Consider the following 21340-nt stretch of genomic DNA (forward strand, 5'->3'; position numbering starts at 1 on the left):
TACGAGTGAGTCTGAATCACAGCGCCATCAGGCAAGCCGTCATTCAGAATCCACAAATTATTCCGCGCGTTATTTCGCTATCAGCTGCAAATGTTCAACCACCGGGCCCAAGGCCAGGGCAGGCACATAATTGAGCACACTGATGAGCACCACCGTACCCACCAGCAAGGCGATGAACATGGGGCCATGGGTGGGCATGGTGCCAGCATTGGCTTCCAGCCTTTTCTTGCCAGCCAGTGAACCGGCGATCGCCAGCACGGGCACGATCATGGCAAAGCGGCCAAACCACATGGCGATCGCCAGCATGATGTTGTAGAAAGGTGTATTCGCACTCAGGCCGGCAAAGGCACTGCCATTGTTGTTGGCGGCTGAAGTAAAGGCATACAGCACTTCAGAAAAACCATGGGCACCGGGGTTCAAGATACCGGCCTTGCCTGCTTCTGACATGACCGCGATGGCCGTGCCTGCCAGCACCAGGACCGGGGTCACCAGGATGGCGATCGAAGTCATCTTCATTTCATACGCCTGGATTTTCTTGCCCAGGTATTCTGGTGTGCGGCCTATCATCAGGCCAGCGATAAACACGGCCAGTATCGCGAAGATCAGCATGCCGTACAGGCCACTGCCTACGCCGCCAAACACCACTTCACCAAACTGCATGAGCACGATAGGTACCAGGCCACCGATAGGCATGAGGGAATCATGCATGGCGTTCACAGCACCGCAGGATGCTGCCGTAGTCACAGCAACAAACAGGCTGGAGGCGCTGATGCCGAAGCGGGTTTCCTTGCCCTCCATATTGCCACCGGCTTGCAGGGCTGAAGTCGCCTGGTCGATATTCATGCTGGCCAGCACTGGGTGGGTCTGCTGCTCAGACAAGATCACTGTCAATGTCATGGCCACGAACAAGACTGTCATTGCCGTCAATACCGCCCAGCCCTGGCGCATATCACCGACCATGTGGCCAAAGGCAAAGCACAGCGCGGCGGGGATCAGGAAGATGGCAATCATCTGCATGAAATTGCTCAGGTAGCTGGGGTTTTCATATGGATGTGCCGAGTTGGCATTGAAAAAGCCGCCGCCATTGGTACCCAGCATCTTGATGGCTTCTTGCGAAGCCACCGGGCCCATGGGCAAAGTCTGGGTAGTCGTCGTCAGGGTTTCCATGACGGGGGCACCCTTGTCGTCTTTTAAAGGCTGGGCGTCAGGGCCGAGCTTGGGCTGACTATAAGTCACAGGGTCGATCAGTTGCACATCTTTATAGCCAGAGAAATTCTGGATCACGCCCTGGCCCATGAGGAAGACCGCAAAAATAACCGACAGTGGCAACAGGAGGTACAAAGTAGAGCGAGTTATATCAGTCCAGAAATTGCCTATGGACGTGGCTGAATGACGGCTGAAACCGCGTATCAGTGCAAACACGACGGCAATGCCGGTCGCTGCGGAAAAGAAGTTTTGCCCGGCCAGCACCAGCATCTGGGTCAGGTAACTCATGGTGGATTCACCGGTATAGCCTTGCCAGTTAGTATTGGCGACAAAGCTGACCGCGGTATTGAAAGAAGAATCCATACTGACATTCGCCAGGCTCTGAGGATTCAAAGGCAACCAGGCTTGCAGGCGCTGCACCGCATACACCAGCAGCGCGCCAAGGGTATTAAAGATCAGCAGGGCGATGGCATATTGCTTCCAGCCCATACCCGCTTCAGTTTTGACGCCTGCGAGGCGGTACAGGCCTTTTTCCAGCCAGCGCAACCAGCCCATGCCTGGTACAGCAGCCTTGTCATCCGCTATCCTGGCGATGAAGCCGCCCAAGGGATATGACAAGAGCAATAGCGCGACCAGGAACAATACCAATAAAACAATTGCTTGCGTAGTCATCACAGCTCCTCGGCATTCAACAAGGCTGCGATCAGATAGACGAACAGGGCGGCAGCCACCACCGTGCCCAGGACGTAGAAGGGATTCATGCTTTTGCTCCCAAAGTGTCGCAAGCCAGCACCAGAGCCCAAACCAGCAGGAGGAAGATTCCCATGCCTGCGAGATATAAAAATTCCATCAGATATTCCATGCTTTACTCCTTCGTTTTTACACAGTGAAGCATAGTCAGAAGCGTGTAAAAAATTCGTAAAGACTTAAACAGGGGGCGTAAACAAAGTGTAAAAATTCAAAATGTAAAAATTCGGCAGGATTCGGAAAAATTCGCAATTCAAAGGCAAATTGAAAGAGCGCGGATATTGATCTAAGATTAAGGAAGACCCGTCTTGATGTATTTTTGTCAGTGCTGACGAATGACAAAGAATGTTGACTTATCAAAAGTTAACTAACGCCAATCTTGCTTTGCCGCATAATTGCTCAAGTCTTTTAAAGTCTTTATCCATGTACAAGCCTGAGCAATTTGCCCATACCAGAAATTTTCGCCAGGAAATACGGCTGGGGCATTTTCTATTGATCATGCTGGCCTACTTTGGTGCCGGGCGTATCGGTTTGTCTATTCCCTATGTGAATCCCAGCGTCAGCCTGATCTGGCTGCCAACCGGCATCGCCATCACGGGTTTGCTGCGCCATGGCAGGCTGGCTGCAATCGCCGTGTTTCTTGCCGCCTGGCTGCTGGAAATGTCGGCAGGCTTTAGCGTACTGGTAGCTGGCAGCCTTGCGATAGGCAATACCCTGGGGCCAGTACTGAGCAAATGGCTATTGCGCAAGCAGGGTTTCAGGCGTGATTTTTCCAGGCGGCGCGATGTCATTGGCTTTGGCATGGCTGTCATGCTGGGCATGTGCATATCGGCGACAGGTGGCACGCTAACGCTATGGCTACATGGCCTGAACGCCGATCCGGCGGCAGTCTGGCTGACCTGGTGGGCGGGCGATACAGTAGGTGCCTTGCTGGCAGCTCCCTTGCTGTTGTCTTTTTCATTCAAGTCCCTGAGCGGTCTGTCCAGACGCAGGAAAGAGATTTTTGGTTTTCTGCTGGTGTTTGCACTGGCCAACTGGCTGATTTTTGCGTCCCCTTATAGCCATCTGCACCTGACCTTCATCATGGTGGGCATCATGATCTGGGCAGCCATGCGCTTTGGCATTACCGGTGCCTCTTGCGCAGTATTGATCACTTCTTTGTTCTCGGCCTGGGCCACGTCGCAAAGCATGGGGCCGTTTTATGACGGTGGCCAGGCCAACCTGCTGATACTCTGGGCCTATATGACGACCATGGTGCTGATCACCCTGATCATCACGGCCCTGCAGTCAGAAAGCATAGACGCCACCCGCCAGATACAGGAAGCTTATCAACGTATCAATAAAGTCGCCTCGCGCCTGCCCGGCCTGGTCTTGCAATACCGCATACGGCCCGACCATAGCGCCAGCATTCCTTTCGCCAGCGAAGCCATCGTGCAGATGTTTGAAGTCACGCATGAAGAAGTCAGGGACGATGCCCTGCATTTGTTTGATCGCATAGACCCGCAGGATATAGAAAAGGGCACTGCGTTGATACGTGATGCCATGCGCAACCTGGCGCCCTGGCAAAGTGAATTCCGCATGCATCGCAAGGATGGCACAGTACGCTGGCTGTATCTCGATGGCTTGCCGGAGCCAGAACCCGGCGGCTCGATGTTATGGCATTGCTTTATCACCGACATCACAGAACGCAAACAGGCTGAACAGGATTTGCGCATTGCAGCCTGTACCTTTGAATCACAGGAAGGCATCTTCGTTACAGACGCCAACTGGATCATGCTGAGGCTAAACCAGGCTTTCACCCGCATTTCTGGCTACACGACAGAAGACCTGATCGGCAAGCGCCCGCCCCTGCACAAGACCAAGCAGCAGGACAGGGATTTTTTTGAGCAGATCAATCTCTCACTGGCAGAACACCGCTACTGGCATGGTGAGCTATGGAGCCGCCGCAAGAATGGTGAAATCTATCCGCAAATGGTGACCCTGACAGCGATCACCGATAACCGTGGCGAAGTCAGCAATTACATAGGTTCTTTCAATGACATCAGCCGTCACAAAGGTTATGAAGCAGAGATACGCAATCTGGCTTTCTATGATCCGCTGACGCAGTTACCAAACCGCCGTTTGCTGATGGACAGGTTGCAGCATCTGATCTCCATCAGCAACCGTAATGAAACCCATAGCGCCATCCTGTTTATCGACCTCGATAATTTCAAGACCCTCAACGATACCCGTGGTCATGATGCCGGTGATCTGCTGTTGATAGAAACCGCCAGCCGCCTGCAAACCTGCGTACGCGACAGCGACACCGTGGCACGTCTCGGTGGTGATGAATTTGTCGTGGTACTAGAAGAGCTGAGCATAGAAAAAGAAGATGCCCTGCGCCAGGCTGACCGCATTGCCGAAAAAATACGCAAGTTGCTGAGCGAGCCCTATCAGATCACCGACTTTGAACATCATGGATCGAGCAGCATAGGTGTCTGCCTGTTCCAGGGTGGCGATATCACAGTCAAGGATTTATTCAAGCGCGCCGATACTGCCATGTATGAAGCCAAGACCGCTGGCCGCAATGCGGTGCGCTTTTTTGATCCGGCCATGCAGGCCATACTGGTGGTGCGCATGTTGCTGGAATCGAATTTGCGGGTGGCACTGGCGAATAATCAATTCCAGCTGTACTACCAGGTGCAGGTCAATTCCGAAGGCAAGCTCATCGGTGCTGAAGCTCTGCTACGCTGGATACATCCTGACCGCGGTTTTATTTCACCGGCAGACTTTATCCCGCTGGCAGAAGAAACCGGCCTCATCATCCCTATAGGTTTATGGGTGCTGGAAACTGCCTGTGCCCAGCTCAAGCAATGGGAAAGCAGCAAAGAAACCCGTCATCTGACCCTGGCCGTGAATGTCAGCGCCAAGCAATTCCAGCAAGCGGATTTTGTCGAGAGCCTCAGTGAAATCATACACAGGCACAAGATTGATGCAACACGCCTGAAGATAGAACTCACCGAGAGCACCGTGCTTGACAATGTCGATGCCACCACCGAGAAAATGCATGAATTGAAAAAGCTGGGCATCGCTTTTTCCATGGATGATTTTGGCACTGGTTATTCTTCACTGGCTTACTTGCAGCGTCTGCCGCTGAATCAGTTGAAGATAGATCAGTCTTTTGTACGTGACCTCAGCCATGATGAAAACGATGCGACCATTGTGCGCGCCATCATCTCATTGGGCGTCAACCTGGGTTTGAACGTGATTGCCGAAGGGGTGGAAACCAGTGCCCAGCGGGCGTTTTTGATTGCGCATAACTGCTATGCCTTCCAGGGCTATTATTTTTCCAAACCCTTGCCGCTGGAAGGCTTTCTGGCGTTATTGAAACCACCAGAGATAACGCTGGAATCAGACGAGATTCAATAAACGCACATCAAGCTTGCCACCCTGCATCGGCGGGCACCAGAAATAGCTGCCCGTCTGCGGCACGGTGAACTGGAACAGGGCATCAGTGACACCATCTTCTGCACCCGACATGCGTTTCAACTGCACTTCAAACGGGTAGAAAGAATTGGCGAAAGCAACAAAATACAGGCCCGCCTTGTCCAGCGCAGACCAGGGCATGGAACGCCTCAGCATGAAAGCCTCAGGCGTGAAATCTTCCTGTGCAGTACGCTTGACGTGGGCTGATTCTGGCGCATCTTCGAGTTCTTCATTATCGCTGCGGCGGCGGCCAACTGCATTGTCCTGGTCTGCTGTTGCCATGGCATCAAAGCGATCAAATTTGTGCAGCCATTGCTGGATGGCGACAAAGCTTGAACCTGTCAGGCCGGGCGTGTCGCCCACAACAAAAGCTGCAGCGATGGCAGCATCGTCATGCGGATTTTCTGTACCGTCTTCATAACCGCTGAGGTCACGGCCCTCCTTGTATTTGAAGGCATCAACCTGCTGCTGCAATTCAAATGCCGGGGCCAGTACAGGCATGAGCTGATGTAATTGACGCACCAGGTCACCACGTTCATGCTGGCGCAACCAGCACCACAATGCGGCAGGTGTCGCAGGCAGGCGCATGCGGCTGCCTTCTATGCCATGGAATTCTTTCATGCCGGCGATCTCACTGCCCAAAACCTGCAAGAGGCTGGCACCAAAGCCTATGACCAGATTCTGACCATCCGTCTTATCGGCAAGAGCGCGTATTACTTTCTTGACCGTTGCTGGATCAGTACCGGCTTTGATATTCAAACTGAGATAAACGGCATGGGCAGGAACTGCCTGCAATATGCCTTCCTGGAATAACTTCATGTACTGCTCCTGATTTATTAAAATTAAGCTTGCGTGCCAAAACGTATTTCATCAACTGGGATGAGTAGCGTTCCATATAAAGTCTTGCGCGTGGATTTCAAAGCCTGCAGCTTGCCAATTACTATCCTTGAAATAAGGACTTCCCCTTTTTTCTGCGGCAGAAATACGCATGCCCAGCGATTTACATAAATTAGTTGCTCCCTGATTTTCAAGCAGGGTTTCGGCATACACTTTTTGCACCTGCAAATCACGAAAAGCAAAATCCAGCATAGCCTGCGCTGCTTCCCTGGCCCGGCCAGCCCCTTGCCATGGTATGCCCAATTCAAATCCCATGGAAGCCAGGCCTGGAGCTTCGAGTCTGATGCCACAAGATCCCATGAGTACCTCATCCTTGCCGCAAATAGCCAGCTGGAATTTTCTCCTGGGGATTTCCTGGCTTTGCTGAATAAAGAGCTCAAGCAGGAAAGCCGATTTTTCGGGAGTGACATCGTCTTCGCTGTAATAGCGCTGGAATTCGGAGTGGCTGCGCAATGCAGTATACGGTGCCAGATCTTGCATGGAGAAGTCACGCAAAACCAGATTTCTTGTTTGTATAAGCATGGGAAGCGAAATATCTGTTTCTGGCAATAATACGAGTCGGCAAAAAGTGTCATCACTATGCCGGATTTTTTCAAATTGTATTATATTGAAATATCCCCGGAATCCTGCAACACCACAGCTTGTTATTTTTTTGATTGCTCGCTACAATCAAACGCGAAGCAAAGCGCTTCAACGTCGCTCGGACGGTTCCGGGCGCCCGTTCTGCTTGTTTGTATAGACAAGCTGGACTACGTACAATTTAGATCATGACAAATACAACTACTCCGCTGGGCCGGGGTTCTGCTGTTGAAGGCTCACCTGCGCCTGCAACAAAGTTCTCTTTCGCTCGTATCAATCGCCTCCCCCCTTACGTATTCAATATCACTGCCGAGCTGAAGATGGCTGCGCGCCGTCGTGGCGAAGACATCATTGATATGTCCATGGGTAATCCTGATGGCGCAACACCTGCACATATCGTTGAAAAACTCGTCGAAGTGGCACAACGCCCTGACACCCACGGTTATTCTTCCTCCAAGGGCATACCACGTTTACGCCGTGCGATTGCGCACTGGTACAAGAGCCGTTATGACGTAGACCTGAACCCGGATTCAGAAACCATCGTCACCATAGGCTCGAAAGAAGGCCTGGCGCATTTGATGCTGGCGACGCTGGACAAGGGCGACACCGTACTGGTGCCCAACCCCAGCTACCCCATCCACATTTATGGCGCGGTGATCGCTGGTGCCGATATACGCTCGATACGCATGAGCCCGGGCGTGGATTTTTTTGCTGAGCTCGAAAGGGCAATACGCGAAACTTATCCCAAACCAAAGATGATGATCTTTGGCTTTCCATCGAACCCTACCGCGCAATGCGTGGAGCTGGAATTTTTCGAGCGCGTGGTCAAACTGGCCAAGGAACACAATATCCTTGTAGTGCATGACCTGGCTTATGCAGACATTACCTATGACGGCTGGAAAGCCCCATCCATCATGCAAGTGCCGGGTGCACGCGACGTTGCCGTGGAATTTTTTACGCTCTCAAAAAGCTATAACATGGCGGGCTGGCGCATAGGCTTCATGGTCGGTAACAAGGAACTGGTGGCAGCACTGGCCCGTATCAAGAGTTACCACGACTATGGCAGCTTCACGCCCGTGCAGGTGGCGGCGATTGCCGCACTGGAAGGTGACCAGAGCTGTGTCAATGAAATACGCGACCAGTACCAGCGTCGTCGTGATGTACTCGTCAAAGGCTTGCATGAACTGGGCTGGATGGTGGAAAAACCCAAGGCATCAATGTATATCTGGGCACACATCCCTGAGCATTATCGCCATCTGGGCTCGCTGGAATTTGCTAAGCAGGTTTTGGAAAAAGCCAAACTCTGTGTCTCACCCGGCATAGGCTTTGGTGAATATGGCGATGAATATGTGCGCTTTGCCTTAATTGAAAATGAGTCACGCATACGTCAGGCCTTGCGTGGTTTGAAAACCATGTTCAAGGATGATGGAGTAACGAAATAAAGATGTCTTATACCTGATGCCAGACAGGCATGCATGACCATGCACCGCCTGTCTGCTTGATTTCATCAGATCACTCGGCGATTTTTCGCATCTGCGCATACAAATCCGCCTTGCCTTCAAAACCTATGCCCGGCAATTCTGGCAGCAGGATGTGGCCGTTGACCACCTTGACACCATCCGGGAAGCCGCCATAGGGCTGGAACAGGTCAGGATAAGATTCATTACCACCCAAGCCAAGGCCAGCAGCGATATTCAGCGACATCTGGTGGCCACCATGAGGGATGCAGCGTTTGGCTGACCAGCCATGTTCGCGCAACATGTCTAGCGTACGCAGGTATTCGACGAGGCCATAGCTGAGAGCGCAATCAAATTGCAACCAGTCGCGGTCTGCGCGCATGCCGCCGTAACGTATGAGATTGCGGGCATCCTGCATGGAGAACAGGTCTTCACCTGTCGCCATGGGATTGGGGTAGTAATTGCGCAAGGTCGCCTGCAATTCAAAGTCCAGCGGGTCGCCCGGTTCTTCATACCAGAACAAGTCGTATTGCGAGAGTGCCTTGGCGTATTTGATGGCAGTGTCGAGGTCAAAGCGGCCATTCGCATCCACCGCCAGCTTCTGACCATCGCCAAGTACGCTGAGGATGGAATCGATGCGGCGCAAGTCTTCATCAAGCGAGGCTCCGCCTATCTTTTTCTTGACCACGGTATAGCCACGGTCAATATAACTACGCATTTCATCCTTGAGTTTGTCGTGGTTCTGGCCGGGGTAGTAATAACCACCCGCTGCATAGACAAAGATATTGCGGTCTGGCGTGCCATTGCCATAACGTTCTGCCAGCAACTGGAATAGCGGTTTGCCCTCTATCTTGGCGACTGCATCCCAGACTGCCATATCGATAGTACCGATAGCCACCGAGCGTTCCCCATGACCACCGGGTTTTTCATTGGTGAACATGCAGTTCCATATCTTGTGCGGGTCCAGATTATCGCCTGCGTCATTGATGAGGCTTTCTGGCTCCGCCTCCAGCACGCGCGGGATGAAGCGTTCACGCATGAGTTTGCCTTGTCCATAGCGGCCATTGGAGTTGAAACCATAGCCGATGACGCGCTTGCCATCCCTGACCACGTCCGTCACGACAGCCACCAGACTCAGCGTCATCTTGCTGAAGTCGATGTAGGCATTGCGTATGGGTGAGCTGATGGGAACGGTTTGTTCGCGGATTTCTACGATTTTCATTTGGCTTTATCCTGATAGGTAATGGAGGGCAAACTTTGTATGCGCAAAGCTTACTCTTCATTTATAGCTATATAATTCACTCATATTTAAACCATTATTGACTTTAAGTGAATATTGATATCGCCCCTGAGCTGACTTTTTTTGTGCTGCTGGCCAAGCTGGGCAGTTTGTCGGCGACAGCACGCGAACTTGGCATCACGCCGCCTGCTGTGACCAAACGCCTGATGCTGATGGAGCAGCGCCTGGGTGTGCGGCTGGTTAACCGCACCACGCGCCGCCTGAGCCTGACCAGCGAGGGCGAGTCTTATCTGGCGCAGGCGACACAGATTTTGGGCAGTATCCGCGATATGGAAGAGTCGGTATCCAGCAGCCGCGGCATACCCAAGGGTTTATTGCGGGTAAACGCCACGCCAGGCTTTGGCCGCACCCACATTGCACCGCTGGTGTCACGCTTTGCCCATCTGCATGCTGAGGTGGAAGTGCAATTGCAACTGACCGACCGCCCCATAGGTCTGGTGGAAGAAGCCTATGACCTGGCGATACGCTTTGGTGAATTGCCGGATTCGCGCCTGGGTGCCCGCAAGCTCATGAGCAACCGGCGCTTTTTATGTGCCTCACCCGCTTATCTGAAACAGGCCGGGCAGCCGCAGACACCGGCTGAATTGCATCATCACCGCTGCATCCTGCACAGGCAAAATGACGATGTGTATGGCACCTGGCGCCTCGAGAAAGGGCGTAAGGTGGAACTGGTCAAAGTGCGTGGCGCAGTGTCGAGCAATGATGGTGACGTGGTGCTGAACTGGGCACTTGATGGTCACGGCATCCTGGTGCGCTCGGAATGGGATTTGAACAAATACCTGGAAAGCGGCAGGCTGCAAATCGTCTTGCCTGCCTACACACTGCCGGCGGCTGACCTTTATGTGTATTACCTGAGCCGCCGCCAGCAACCTGCCAAGGTCAGGGCGTTTATTGACTTTTTGGTGGAAGAGTTCGAACGGTGACGCACTGACCGTAGACTTGAATACAAAGGGTTGCTGTGTTTGAAGCTCCTTCCCCTTCAAGGGGAGATTGATGGGAATTCGCAAAGCATGCTTTGCGCCATCAATCTCTAAGCAGCTTGCAAGCTGCGCGGTGGAATGGCAGGGATGGGTTTCTGGCGCAAATCCAATTGCTCTCAATCGACCAAAACCCATCCCCACCCTAACCCTCCCCTTGAAAGGGAGGGAATTTACTCGTTATCGTCTGTCAAGCACATTATTCCCGACAGCAGTGGACTGTAGCCGAGTTCTATCACTAGCTTAAGCTTCCAAATTTTCATGATGCGCGATCAAACCTTGCTTCCAGTAAGCCGCCACCCGCATGGCAGTACCAGCATGACCTTTTTCTTCTGCCAGTATGCGGCGTGTTGCAGCCATGGTGGCAGCTTCACCGGCGCACCAGGCATAGCCATCACCCGCTGGCAAAGGCAGGGCGCGCAAGGTATCCAGAAACTCTTGTGCGGCATCTACCCAGACTATGCTGATATCTGCCGCACTGCTTAATTCACGGCGCTCGGCTGGTGGCACTTGCAGGATGACGATGGCGCGCGCACCGGCAGGCAATTCTTCCAGGCGCCGGGATATCGCTGGCAAGGCAGTTTCATCACCGGCCAGCAAATGCCATTCATAGTCGGTGGGAATGACTAAAGAGCCACGCGGGCCGGCGACAGTGACTCCATGGCCAACATCTACTTGGCTGGCCCAGGCGGCAGCGGGGCCATCACCGTGTATGGAGAATTCCAGCACCAGTTCGCCCTTGGTAGCATCGTAATGCCTGGGCGTGTAATCACGCATGACGACATTGTCACTGTCTGCGCCCAGTATCAATTTAAGGTGGTCATCAAAGGATGCACTGATAAAACCCGGCAGGTCAGCACCGCTGAGAGTGATGCGGCGGAAGTGCGGGGTCGGGCTTTCAACACGGACAACTTGCAGATTACGGCGTTTGATTTCATGGCGTATGCGTTGTACGCGGCTGGTTTCAGAGGCTATACTCATTTATTCACCTATCAAATTAGTTGACAATATCTACTATAATGCGCAAAACAAATGACAATGTCAACCATTCTCAAGAAAATAATGAGGATGGGGTGCTGGACCTTATCCATACGGTCATGCATCAATACCGTTCCATGCAATACCAGGCCCTGCGCGATGGCCCGCATGACATCACGCATATGGAAGGCAAGGTATTGAGCTATTTTGGCCATTACCCCGGCTCTACCCAGAGTGACCTGGCCAAGCACAGTGGCCGCGACAAGGCGCAACTGGCCAGGCTGATCAAGGGCTTGCGTGACCAGGGCTTGCTTGATGCGGTCGCCGATGAAAGCGACAAGCGCAATGTCAGGTTGACATTGACTACAGATGGACAAAGCGTATTGACAACATTACGCCAGCAAGCAAAACGACTGAATACCCTGGCACTGAAAGATATGGCCAGCGATGAGCAACAACAATTGCTACAACTCTTGCGCAGGGTTCAGGTCAATCTGGATATCGAGAGTTAAAAAATATTTTAAATTTCTAAAGAAAATTGATTGATCATGAGTAAATACTGGAGCGATGTTGTCCACAAGCTGAATCCTTATACTCCGGGAGAGCAGCCGAAAATGGCCAAGCTGATCAAGCTCAATACCAATGAAAACCCTTACCCGCCTTCACCCCGTGTGCTGGCGGCGATACAGCAAGCCACCAATGCTGATTTGCGCCTCTATCCTGATCCCGGTTCAGATCATTTGCGTAGCGTGATCGCCAATTATCATGGCTTGCAGGCAGACCAGGTTTTTGTTGGTAATAGTTCGGACGAAGTGCTGGCCCATGTGTTCCAGGCTTTGCTCAAACATCAGCGGCCTTTGCTTTTCCCTGACATCAGCTACAGCTTTTATCCTGTGTATTGTGGCTTGTATGAAATCGCTCACCGCAGCGTGCCACTGGATGCAGAATTCCAGTTGAACGTGGAAGATTATCTGCAAGAAAATGGCGGGATTATTTTTGCAAACCCGAATGCACCAACTGGCTGTGCCGTGCCGCTGGAAAAAATTGAATTCCTGCTGCAACACAATAGCGACAGCGTCGTTGTCATTGATGAAGCCTATGTCGATTTTGGTGGCGAGACAGCGATTGCGTTGATAGACCGTTACCCCAATTTACTGGTCGTACATACCCTGTCAAAATCACGCTCACTGGCTGGTTTGCGGGTAGGTTTTGCGGCAGGACATGCAGATTTGATTGCAGGTTTGAACCGTGTCAAAAACAGTTTCAACGCTTACCCGCTGGACAGGCTGGCAGTAGCTGGCGCGATCGCTGCATTTGAAGACCAGGATTATTTTTTGCAGACTTGCCAGGCAGTGATGGCGACACGCGACAGGCTGGCGACAAATATGCGGGATTTGGGTTTTGAAGTCTTGCCGTCAGCCACGAATTTTATCTTCGCCCGCCACCCTCGTTTTGCGGCAGAAGAAATTGCCCTGAATTTGCGTCAGTACGGCATCATCGTGCGCCATTTCAAACTGCCGCGCATCAATGAATTTTTGCGCATTTCCATAGGCACTGATGAAGAATCCGCCTCACTGGTTTCTGCGTTGAAGCTATTGCTCCATCCCGCCTGACCTGAATACAGGCTCAGTACATTCTTGCTTGCAGACTGCGAATCAGCAGTTCTGCAAATGAGTATTCTCGTCATCACAAAACAGATCACTCCTGTCTCAGAGACTTCACTGTCACGCACATGCAATACGCAAGTTGACAGGAAATATAAATTAATTTTTAAGCATGATTAAAATATATTTTTAACTTTGCGTAACATTTCCAAATATTTTCATTTATGCTACTGCTCAGTGTAAAGGATGTCGAGGCGACTCAGTATGCGTACCAGTTTGCCTGATGTTTGCCTGGTGTTTTCCTTATTACTAGCTAGGCTACAGGGTCTGAACAATTCTGCTCCTTATGAATAGCACAGTTGTTGTAGCCCCGTTTCACTTACCTGGCTTGTAATCAGACCATAAAGCAATTCCAACAATAAATATTTGATGTAATGGACACGATGATTAACTGCAGTTTCACCAAATTTTCCCGGCTATTATTGACGATCAGCTATTTTGTATGTTCTCTTGCGTGTGCGAGAGAGCATTCGGATGTGGATCAAAATATCGATGCAATAAAATTACAACATGAAGTACACGGTGTCCGTGAATTTAAATTAAACAATGGAATGGCATTGCTATTCATTCCTGATACCCGTCAAAGTACAGTAACAACTCACCTGATTTATCGCAGTGGCTCCAGCAAGGAAAAATATGGGCAAAAAGGCCTCGCGCACTTGCTTGAGCATTTGCTTTTAATTGAGTCAGTGGCAACCGCCAAAAAAAATTCTCAAGGACATATACAAAGTTTCAAGGTGAAAGGAGTTACCAATTTTGATTTTACAGATTATCAAACCTGGCCCGGTTCTGATATAAAAACGCTCAAATTTGCCTTGCAATACAGTTCTTCGATGATGGCGAGTTTCAATGCCACGCCTGAACAGCTGGAGGAAGCAAAGAGCCAAGTTATTAACGAAAGAGAAAATACGGAAGCCGGTCGCTTCAATTTTTTACTACGTGAAGCCACGTCACATCTTTTCACCTGGCATGCCTATGGCAGAGACCCACTAGGAATACCTAGCGATGTGCAAAATCTTACATTGAGCGATATGCAGGAATTTTGGTATCAACACTACAGACCTGAAAATGCGACACTCATCATCAGTGGAAAATATGATGAAGCCGACATGCTCAATACGGTGCTGCAATTATTTGGCCCCATCAGCAAAGCCAGGTATGAAGAAAAGCCTATTGTTACTGTTGAACCACCGCAGAATGGTGAACGTGAAATTGTCTTATTGAGAAAAACCACGGCACCGTATTCAATCATTTCTTACCGGGCGGTGGATATCAATCATCCTGATGCCGCGGCCATGGAATTGTTAAGCAGAGTCCTGAATTCCACAGAAAGAACAAAAAATGATTTTTCTGACCTGGGAAAAATAAAGAGTACCAGAGCCAGTTACATGTTGCTTCAGCAGGCAGGCTTGTTGATGTTTGGTATAGACTTTCAGTACGGGATCAGTGAGGGTATATTCAAAACCAAATTTATTGACGTACTTGAGAATCTTCCAAAACAGCCGATCACTGAGCAAGAGTTTTTAAAAGCAAAGAAAGCTGCTGCCAAGGATCATAAGCACATCACGGAAAATGCAGATGAATTGGCTTTTAAACTCCTCACTTTTATCGCCGGAGGTAACTGGCAGCGCTACTTTACTCTGCAACAAGACATACAAAATTATGACCTGGCCCAACTTCAGAAAAAAGGGGAAGAGTGGATTACTTCTTCGAACAGACTTGCAATAACTCTCAGAGAACCTGTCAGGCGCTGATATTGAACATCATGGCAATTATTTTACTAAATGAGTGCTCAAGAATGTTGATCATCAATGTCACAGCATGTGCTAGCTCTACCGTATGGCGCAGCTGTTGACATGCGGGCGACGGTTGCGCAGAAGATGCCGTGTGCCCGAAGCTGATTTACGAGGCCAGTTTCATAATATGGAATTGCCCCTTCTTCACTCTGGCCACAGGGACAACACCAGCTCCTCTATATTATTCGGATCATTGAGTTTCTTTTTAGCCTCTGCCCAGTCGGCAGGGGCGGGTATGGTTTTTTTGGTATGCACGGCAGTATCTATCGCCATCTTGATACCAAATACCAGGATGCCACTTTGTACATCGACTGGCGGGATTTTTTTGATGGTTTCATAAATCTGGTTATCGTAGTATGCATCCACCGCCGGTGTCATGTCCAGCCAGCAGGTGACTTCGCCATCAGAACGTATTGCCACGACAAGATAACCAGCACTAGCCGGCATTTTGACTTTTTTGAGGGCCTTGTAAATCTGCGTTTGCAAGGCACGGGTATAGCGGCCAAAGGTATCAACATTGATGCCTTTTTTTTCCAGCTCAGCTTGCGACTGGAAAAAATAGACAGAATCAAAACGCGTTTCTGCTGCCTGCGTCAGAGTGGAAATACACAGCAATAATGTCGCCAGCAGCAGTTTCATGGTGGTCTCAATTCGTCTCAATTCGTCTCACTTAGTCTCAATTCGTCTCACTCGGTCTTACCGGATTTTACTTATTCACGAATACGCCAGCTTCACGGTTTTTTTGTACGTCATTCCAGGGGAAGACCTTGCCATTCATGGCAACATGCACACCGGCTGGCAAGAGTTGCGCTGCGCTGCAGGCAAAACCCAGATTGAAAAAGGCATCAGAATTGGCGATTTCGTAAGGGATCATGGCGCCGGTAAATACGATGGTCTTGCCCAGATTGGCTGCGCCCAATACTTCTGCCGTTTCACGCATGGTGTCGGTACCGTGGATGATGACGATCGCTTTTTCTGCGGATTGCTGGCAAGCCTGCAAGACGGTATTGCGGTGGCTGTCGTTCATGTCCAGGGAATCTACCAGCATGCAGACTTCCAGCTCTACCGGTATCGTCAGGCGCGCACGTTTCAGCACTTCAGGCAGGTGGCTATCAGCAAAGCTGAGCTTGCCTGCCAGTTCGTCATAATGTTTGTCAAAAGTGCCGCCGGTGGCGATGATGCGCAAAGTCATGATCTTGTCTCTGTAGATAAAGGATTTGTAAAATTTTAGATTAGACACATTGTAACGCGCATAGGGGGCCAGTGAAAACTGCTACACTAAGCTGTTGCATTTCATCGCATACAGCTTGTTGATAGACCCCGGATACACCAGAGATATATGAAACCGATAGCCCCCGGAACCGTTATTTTTCACCGCCATCGTGGCTATGGCGTGTTGACTGCCGTGAACCTGCTCAGTGGCTGGGTAGCGGCGCGTTTTGGTGATGAAAAACGCACGCTGGATTTGAACTTATCGACAGATGAAGTCCAGCATGCCGACGGCGAACCCATACTGTTTCGCCGTACCCCGCCAGAACGCATGCCGCATGCGCGTTTGATGGCCGCGGTCAGGGACTTGCATGCTGCCGGTTACCAAAAACTCTATCTGTATAGCTGGCCCAAGGCGTCTGGCCTGCACTGGCGCTGGCAGTTATTCACAGGCCCGCGCAACTGGATGCAAAGACCCTGGCGCGAAGGCTGGTATGGATCAGGTGCCGATTACAATTTCAACCCCGTCATGGGCTGGGGTGATGCACCCGGCGCCAGCACGGCAGAGCTGATAGAAGCACTGGCGCGCTTTGATCCGGCTGGTCTGGCGAATGCACTGGGCCAGGATGAAGACCATACGGCCTGGTTTGCGGCTGTTTGCGATGCCTTGCTGCCGAATTACGCCTATAGCCTGGGGGCAGATACCCCGGAGCAGCCCTTGCCTCTGCACCTGCCCGTAATCGCCGTGCGCCAGCGGCTGCCAGACTGGCAAGGTGAGGGCCTGGCTTATCCACCCGGCTGGGAAAAAACCTGGAGCCCCGACAGCCTGCAACGCCGCCAGCAACAGCGCGCCGTGGTCAGGCACGATGTCATCCCTACAAGCTGGAGTTTGCCGCTGGAATTTTAAAAACTATCTTAGTCGACACAGGTAACTACGTAGGAGCGGCTTTAGCCGCGAACAACTTGCCGTGCCGGCATTTTAAGTTGGCTCAGAGATTCGCGGCTAAAGCCGCTCCTACAAGACACGAGTAGTGGGTAGCCGTTAGTTCAGCTTATTTTTTTGGAAAGATGGTGACAACTCAGGTCGAAACCATTATTCAGATACAGCCTGTGTGCGTCATGCCTTTGATAGCCGGTATCGAGGTGCAATTCACTGCAATTCAAGATCTTTGCCTGCAGTTTTACCCATTCCATCAGTGCTGATCCCAAGCCAGCGTTTTTCTTTTGCGGATGGGTGATCAAGTCATCAAGATAGAGTATCTTGCCCCAGGCCAGATAATGCTGAACGCGATAACCGGCAGCAGCAAATACCTCACCATCCATGTAGATGCAGGCAATGGTATAGCCTTCAGACACCTGAGTTTGCACCCGGCTGACGAACTCTTCTTCATCCAGGTGTGGCCGCAAGTAGCTAAATACGGTGTAGCACTGACGTATATTTTCTGCATGGCTGGTATCAACTATGCTCACTTCGTATTTCATATCCATGCCGTTTCCCCCTTTAGCCAAGAATCATGAACCCAGTGATTCCCACAGGTTATCCCAGTCATTCGGCTGGAAACTGCCTTCTCGCTTCAAGACCAGCTGGCCTTTGGGATTGATCACAAAATGCGTAGGCTGGCTGACGATAGTGCCAAAGTTATCCTTATATCCCGGTGCATTGCGCCAGATGATGGGGAAGCGTTGTTCCGCAGGCACAGCCAGATTGATCAGTTGTACATAAGAATCAAAATCTTTCTTGTCTGCATCAATATTAATGGCCAGCAAAACAAAATTACGTTTCATATTGCCAACATAAAACTCACGCATGAGCTTCAAGTCGCGTGCGCACAGATTACAACCCGCCGTAAAAAAACTGACCAGCAGTGTCTTGCCTGCGTAATCGCTGATGGCCAGTTTCTTGCCATTCAGATCAGCCCCTTGAAAACTCATCTGCTGGCTATCTTTGCCCGCCTGTGCGGACACAGAGAAACTGGCCATGGCCAGAGTGGCTGCAGTAAGAATACTGAGTAATTTTGTTTTGTTCACGATAGGGACTTTCTATAAATGTATATGCTTATACGTGAATAATACGACAGATATAAATTAGTCGTCGCCTCGATCCATCTGCTTACAGAAAATTATTTCAATACTGCCAATGTAGAACTCATTTCATCCTTGATGTGACTCCATGCCTGCTCTGCGCATACGCAAAAAACAGCTTCACTGCGTCTGTGGATTACTGAACGTATACTCAAAATATGCGACCACCTCGCGTACCAGCGAATAGGCATCGCGCACTTCGTAGTGCGTGGAATGGACATGTCCTACAGTCTCAACACCGTATTTTTTCATCGCCAGCTGGAAGCGTGCAATGTGAAAAAACTGGCTGGCCAGCATCGTGGTTTTCCAGTTTTTCTCCCTCATCAGGGCAGCGGTATTTTTTGCCGTGGCAAACGTGGTGATACCCTGATTGTCGGTAAACACAGCCGCATCTGGCACACCATGATCAACCAGGTATTTTTTCATGACGGCAGCTTCATCATGGCCTTCTTCGCCCATGCCGCCACTGACCAGGATGGCTTTGCATTTTTGTGCCGCAAATAAATGCATCGCAACATCAAGACGGCCACGCAAGCGCTCGGATGGTTTGCCATCAGGATTAACCGTATTGCCTGGTACGACGACCACATCCGCCATCACGATCTGGTCACGCAAACCCAGGGTAGAAATGGCCGCAGCCATGAACAGGAGGCAGATCAGCAAACCCAGGCTGAATTGTTTGATTTTCTTTTGCAGTGAATAAGGCATGGAAGCTAGGGATTAATAAAGACGAACCCGCATCCTAAGCCTTTTCACAGGGGATTGCAAAAAGATGCACTCATGCCGACAACACTGCCCTGCGGTTAATTTGCCAGGATCGCGCCCATTGGTTGAAGACATCGGCAGGCATGGGCCGGCAATAATGATAGCCCTGGGCAATGTCACACCCCATGTCTTTCAGTTGTTGCTCCGCCCTGGTACTTTCTACGCCCTCGGCAACCACCCTGAGATTGAGGTTATGTGCAAGTTGTATCGTCGATAGCACGATGGCACGGCTGCTGGCATCGGTTGCCATGCTGCGCATGAAACTCTGGTCTATCTTGAGTTCATCTATCTTCAGGTCCTTGAGACTGGACAGGGAAGTATGCGCGGTGCCGAAGTCGTCTATGGACAGGCGAAAGCCCAGCTTGTGCAGGCTCAGCATGTTTTGCAGTGCGGTCTCGGGGGTATCGGCAAAGCTAGCTTCGCGCAGTTCGAGGACGATGGCCTCGGCAGGTATATTGTATTCTTTGAGCAGGTCACGCACATCATCAATCAGTTGATGGTCGAGTATGCAGCGCGCTGACAGGTTGACCGAGACAAACAAGTCCAAGCCTTCGGCACGCCACCTGGCAAGCTGGCCAAAGGCTTCGCGCATGGTCCACAAAGTAAAGGCTTTGATGAGGCCGGATTTTTCTGCGATGGGGATGAATTCTGCGGGGGCGATAGGCCCGGATACCGGGTCTATCCACCTGGCCAGGGCTTCGGCACCAATGACGGCACCGGTTTGCAAATCTATCAGGCCCTGGTAATGCAGGCTGAGCGCGTTTTTTTGCAGGGCTTCATGCAGTTGTACAAAGAGCAGTTGCTGCCGGTTGAATTGAAGCTCCATTCTTTCATCGTAAAAAGCCAGACCCTGGTTGGCGAATTGCGCCTGTAACATGGCCTGGGCCGCCTTTCGTAGCAGGGTTTCTGCATCACTTGCGTGGCTGGGGAAACTGGCGACACCTATGGTGTGATCGATATGGACGGCATAGTCATTGATCTTGTATTCAAGGCGAAAGGCCAGTACGTCCCGGATGATCTCGCTGGCATTGATGTCTTCAGTATGCTTGCGGTATATACAGACAAATTCATCGTGTCTGACGCGGGCAAAAATACCCCGTGAACCGACAGTCGCCGTCATGGTCGCGGCGATATTGCGTATCAGTTTATCGCTGGCGTCCGGGCCGATGAGATTGGCGGTCTCAAACATTTTTTTCAGGCGTATATGTGCCACCAGCAGGGTGTGGCCACGCTCCTGGGCGTTGGCGATTTCCCTGCTCAGGATATCCAGCAGGCGCAGGCGGTTCGGCAGGCCGGTGACACCATCCTGGTAGGCTGACAATTCCAGCCTGCTGACATAATCACGGGTCTTGGCCTGCATGCCCTGTTCACTGACATACAGCTTTTCTTCGAGTTGGCTGCGGCTGAAATTATAGGCAAGCGCAATGGCGGAATAAAACAATAACGCTGCACTGGCCTGCAATACGAATTTTTCATCATAGGCATAAGCAAAAGGAAAAATGCTGCTGCCCGCCAGCATGCTGAACGCCATGGCAAGCAGCCACACCAGGCTCCATTGTGCCCCTTGGCGCTGCCCCTTGAGCCATAAAGCCAGGAAAGGAAAAGCATAGATCCACAAGATGCCACTGCCAGCAATACCGCCCAGCAAACCCAGGGCGACACTGGCCAGCAGGGCAAACAGCAAGAGCAGGGATTCGGCCATGGCGAGAAATTTTTCATGGCTGGACATAAAAAAAGCAGCACCCAGCATAAGCACGGCAGTCATGGCAACGATGATGCCAGGCAGGGGATAGCCAGACTGCAGATAATTGGCCAAAGCCAGCAACAGCGCACCTGGCAAGGCCACATACACAAGCTGCCTGACATGGGGCTTGCGTTGATGGACACTGAGCTCATGCCGGGCCAGCATGCCCAGCACGCCCTTTACTGTTCCTGTATGTGGCATCAATAGTCTCATCGCAAGGCTCTCCCAACATCAGTGGATATGGACGAAGCGCGGGGTTGTAGAGGCAATGTGCAGTTCAGGAATGATAGCTCGGCAGCAATCATCAAAATATTCCAGATGACTGATATTGAATACCACGTATATGCACCTGATTTTTATTCTCTGACCTGACTTTGATGCTAGAGTTTAGTGCATTTTTTACAAAATTAAAGTATTTGCAATGTTATTTTTGAAATATTTTCCCACATGTTGGAAAACAGACAAATCATGCCG

19 protein-coding genes are annotated in these 21340 nt (G+C 51.0%); 7 read left to right on the plus strand and 12 right to left on the minus strand.

Annotated features, from left to right (window positions below; translation table 11 throughout):
• Positions 1 to 69: 69 nt before the first annotated feature.
• Positions 70 to 1878 carry a potassium-transporting ATPase subunit KdpA gene (gene kdpA / locus ACO0LI_RS16305; protein WP_423033743.1) on the minus strand — a complete coding sequence of 603 codons (1809 nt, stop codon included), beginning with the start codon at positions 1876 to 1878 and terminating at the stop codon, positions 70 to 72.
• Entirely contained in the window at positions 1878 to 1967 is a 90-nt protein-coding gene (kdpF, locus tag ACO0LI_RS16310; protein WP_423012815.1) for a K(+)-transporting ATPase subunit F, read from the minus strand. Before kdpF ends, kdpA begins: the two co-directional genes overlap by 1 nt.
• Positions 1968 to 2376: 409 nt before the next feature.
• Here kdpF and ACO0LI_RS16315 point away from each other — a divergent pair, with 409 nt between their 5' ends.
• Positions 2377 to 5361, plus strand: a complete 2985-nt coding sequence (locus tag ACO0LI_RS16315; protein ID WP_422951769.1) for a bifunctional diguanylate cyclase/phosphodiesterase — start codon at positions 2377 to 2379, stop codon at positions 5359 to 5361.
• Here the strand turns inward: ACO0LI_RS16315 and ACO0LI_RS16320 are convergent.
• Entirely contained in the window at positions 5344 to 6237 is an 894-nt protein-coding gene (locus tag ACO0LI_RS16320) for a Dyp-type peroxidase (RefSeq protein ID WP_423033745.1), read from the minus strand. The two genes, ACO0LI_RS16315 and ACO0LI_RS16320, sit on opposite strands and share 18 nt — an antisense overlap.
• A gap of 51 nt (positions 6238 to 6288) precedes the next feature.
• On the minus strand, positions 6289 to 6837 hold the full coding sequence (locus tag ACO0LI_RS16325) for a GNAT family N-acetyltransferase (protein WP_423033747.1): 549 nt from the start codon (positions 6835 to 6837) through the stop codon (positions 6289 to 6291).
• Positions 6838 to 7082: 245 nt separating this feature from the next.
• Between ACO0LI_RS16325 and alaC the strand changes: the two genes are divergently transcribed.
• Complete coding sequence (alaC, locus tag ACO0LI_RS16330; RefSeq protein ID WP_423033749.1) at positions 7083 to 8336, plus strand: alanine transaminase; 1254 nt, start codon at positions 7083 to 7085, stop codon at positions 8334 to 8336.
• Between the two features lie 70 nt (positions 8337 to 8406).
• Here alaC and ACO0LI_RS16335 read toward each other — a convergent pair whose 3' ends face one another.
• Positions 8407 to 9573 carry a mandelate racemase/muconate lactonizing enzyme family protein gene (locus ACO0LI_RS16335; RefSeq protein WP_423033751.1) on the minus strand — a complete coding sequence of 389 codons (1167 nt, stop codon included), beginning with the start codon at positions 9571 to 9573 and terminating at the stop codon, positions 8407 to 8409.
• A 107-nt stretch (positions 9574 to 9680) separates the two neighbouring features.
• Here ACO0LI_RS16335 and ACO0LI_RS16340 point away from each other — a divergent pair, with 107 nt between their 5' ends.
• Positions 9681 to 10574 carry a LysR family transcriptional regulator gene (locus ACO0LI_RS16340; RefSeq protein WP_423033753.1) on the plus strand — a complete coding sequence of 298 codons (894 nt, stop codon included), beginning with the start codon at positions 9681 to 9683 and terminating at the stop codon, positions 10572 to 10574.
• A 297-nt stretch (positions 10575 to 10871) separates the two neighbouring features.
• Here ACO0LI_RS16340 and ACO0LI_RS16345 read toward each other — a convergent pair whose 3' ends face one another.
• Positions 10872 to 11609, minus strand: coding sequence for a siderophore-interacting protein (locus ACO0LI_RS16345; RefSeq protein ID WP_423033755.1), 738 nt, complete (start codon positions 11607 to 11609; stop codon positions 10872 to 10874).
• 38 nt (positions 11610 to 11647) lie between these two features.
• Between ACO0LI_RS16345 and ACO0LI_RS16350 the strand changes: the two genes are divergently transcribed.
• The 3 genes from ACO0LI_RS16350 to ACO0LI_RS16360 all read left to right on the plus strand — a co-directional run bounded on the left by ACO0LI_RS16350 (position 11648) and on the right by ACO0LI_RS16360 (position 15024).
• Positions 11648 to 12118 (plus strand): MarR family winged helix-turn-helix transcriptional regulator, encoded by a 471-nt coding sequence (locus tag ACO0LI_RS16350; protein WP_423033757.1) that lies wholly within the window; start codon positions 11648 to 11650, stop codon positions 12116 to 12118.
• 36 nt (positions 12119 to 12154) lie between these two features.
• Complete coding sequence (hisC, locus tag ACO0LI_RS16355) at positions 12155 to 13219, plus strand: histidinol-phosphate transaminase (protein WP_423033759.1); 1065 nt, start codon at positions 12155 to 12157, stop codon at positions 13217 to 13219.
• A gap of 527 nt (positions 13220 to 13746) precedes the next feature.
• A complete protein-coding gene (locus ACO0LI_RS16360; RefSeq protein WP_423033761.1) occupies positions 13747 to 15024 on the plus strand; it encodes a M16 family metallopeptidase in 1278 nt (425 codons plus the stop codon).
• A 186-nt stretch (positions 15025 to 15210) separates the two neighbouring features.
• Here ACO0LI_RS16360 and ACO0LI_RS16365 read toward each other — a convergent pair whose 3' ends face one another.
• Both ACO0LI_RS16365 and ACO0LI_RS16370 read right to left on the minus strand, forming a co-directional pair.
• Positions 15211 to 15705 carry a hypothetical protein gene (locus ACO0LI_RS16365; protein ID WP_422951759.1) on the minus strand — a complete coding sequence of 165 codons (495 nt, stop codon included), beginning with the start codon at positions 15703 to 15705 and terminating at the stop codon, positions 15211 to 15213.
• Positions 15706 to 15772: 67 nt separating this feature from the next.
• The gene (locus ACO0LI_RS16370; protein ID WP_110254445.1) at positions 15773 to 16258 is read right to left on the minus strand and encodes an asparaginase domain-containing protein; all 486 of its coding nucleotides are present in this window, start codon (positions 16256 to 16258) and stop codon (positions 15773 to 15775) included.
• Positions 16259 to 16405: 147 nt separating this feature from the next.
• Between ACO0LI_RS16370 and ACO0LI_RS16375 the strand changes: the two genes are divergently transcribed.
• Positions 16406 to 17182, plus strand: coding sequence for an L-asparaginase (locus ACO0LI_RS16375; RefSeq protein ID WP_423033763.1), 777 nt, complete (start codon positions 16406 to 16408; stop codon positions 17180 to 17182).
• Positions 17183 to 17322: 140 nt separating this feature from the next.
• Here the strand turns inward: ACO0LI_RS16375 and ACO0LI_RS16380 are convergent, their stop codons facing one another.
• The 4 genes from ACO0LI_RS16380 to ACO0LI_RS16395 all read right to left on the minus strand — a co-directional run bounded on the left by ACO0LI_RS16380 (position 17323) and on the right by ACO0LI_RS16395 (position 21067).
• Positions 17323 to 17763, minus strand: coding sequence for a GNAT family N-acetyltransferase (locus ACO0LI_RS16380; protein WP_423033765.1), 441 nt, complete (start codon positions 17761 to 17763; stop codon positions 17323 to 17325).
• Positions 17764 to 17787: 24 nt separating this feature from the next.
• Positions 17788 to 18303, minus strand: coding sequence for a TlpA family protein disulfide reductase (locus tag ACO0LI_RS16385; RefSeq protein ID WP_423033767.1), 516 nt, complete (start codon positions 18301 to 18303; stop codon positions 17788 to 17790).
• Between the two features lie 174 nt (positions 18304 to 18477).
• Positions 18478 to 19065 (minus strand): YdcF family protein, encoded by a 588-nt coding sequence (locus ACO0LI_RS16390; protein WP_422951754.1) that lies wholly within the window; start codon positions 19063 to 19065, stop codon positions 18478 to 18480.
• A gap of 70 nt (positions 19066 to 19135) precedes the next feature.
• Positions 19136 to 21067 carry a putative bifunctional diguanylate cyclase/phosphodiesterase gene (locus ACO0LI_RS16395; RefSeq protein WP_423033769.1) on the minus strand — a complete coding sequence of 644 codons (1932 nt, stop codon included), beginning with the start codon at positions 21065 to 21067 and terminating at the stop codon, positions 19136 to 19138.
• Positions 21068 to 21340 lie beyond the last annotated feature (273 nt).

The organism is Undibacterium sp. Tian12W, from assembly GCF_049339405.1.
In the GTDB taxonomy this organism is placed as follows: domain Bacteria; phylum Pseudomonadota; class Gammaproteobacteria; order Burkholderiales; family Burkholderiaceae_D; genus Undibacterium.

Excerpts from the sequence above, each read along its gene's own strand:
- kdpA (WP_423033743.1), bottom strand. The coding sequence starts at position 1,878 with ATGACTACGCAAGCAATTGTTTTATTGGTATTGTTCCTGGTCGCGCTA.
- kdpF (WP_423012815.1), bottom strand. The coding sequence starts at position 1,967 with ATGAATCCCTTCTACGTCCTGGGCACGGTGGTGGCTGCCGCCCTGTTC.
- ACO0LI_RS16315 (WP_422951769.1), top strand. The coding sequence starts at position 2,377 with ATGTACAAGCCTGAGCAATTTGCCCATACCAGAAATTTTCGCCAGGAA.
- ACO0LI_RS16320 (WP_423033745.1), bottom strand. The coding sequence starts at position 6,237 with ATGAAGTTATTCCAGGAAGGCATATTGCAGGCAGTTCCTGCCCATGCC.
- ACO0LI_RS16325 (WP_423033747.1), bottom strand. The coding sequence starts at position 6,837 with ATGCTTATACAAACAAGAAATCTGGTTTTGCGTGACTTCTCCATGCAA.
- alaC (WP_423033749.1), top strand. The coding sequence starts at position 7,083 with ATGACAAATACAACTACTCCGCTGGGCCGGGGTTCTGCTGTTGAAGGC.
- ACO0LI_RS16335 (WP_423033751.1), bottom strand. The coding sequence starts at position 9,573 with ATGAAAATCGTAGAAATCCGCGAACAAACCGTTCCCATCAGCTCACCC.
- ACO0LI_RS16345 (WP_423033755.1), bottom strand. The coding sequence starts at position 11,609 with ATGAGTATAGCCTCTGAAACCAGCCGCGTACAACGCATACGCCATGAA.
- ACO0LI_RS16350 (WP_423033757.1), top strand. The coding sequence starts at position 11,648 with ATGCGCAAAACAAATGACAATGTCAACCATTCTCAAGAAAATAATGAG.
- hisC (WP_423033759.1), top strand. The coding sequence starts at position 12,155 with ATGAGTAAATACTGGAGCGATGTTGTCCACAAGCTGAATCCTTATACT.
- ACO0LI_RS16365 (WP_422951759.1), bottom strand. The coding sequence starts at position 15,705 with ATGAAACTGCTGCTGGCGACATTATTGCTGTGTATTTCCACTCTGACG.
- ACO0LI_RS16370 (WP_110254445.1), bottom strand. The coding sequence starts at position 16,258 with ATGACTTTGCGCATCATCGCCACCGGCGGCACTTTTGACAAACATTAT.
- ACO0LI_RS16375 (WP_423033763.1), top strand. The coding sequence starts at position 16,406 with ATGAAACCGATAGCCCCCGGAACCGTTATTTTTCACCGCCATCGTGGC.
- ACO0LI_RS16380 (WP_423033765.1), bottom strand. The coding sequence starts at position 17,763 with ATGGATATGAAATACGAAGTGAGCATAGTTGATACCAGCCATGCAGAA.
- ACO0LI_RS16390 (WP_422951754.1), bottom strand. The coding sequence starts at position 19,065 with ATGCCTTATTCACTGCAAAAGAAAATCAAACAATTCAGCCTGGGTTTG.
- ACO0LI_RS16395 (WP_423033769.1), bottom strand. The coding sequence starts at position 21,067 with ATGCCACATACAGGAACAGTAAAGGGCGTGCTGGGCATGCTGGCCCGG.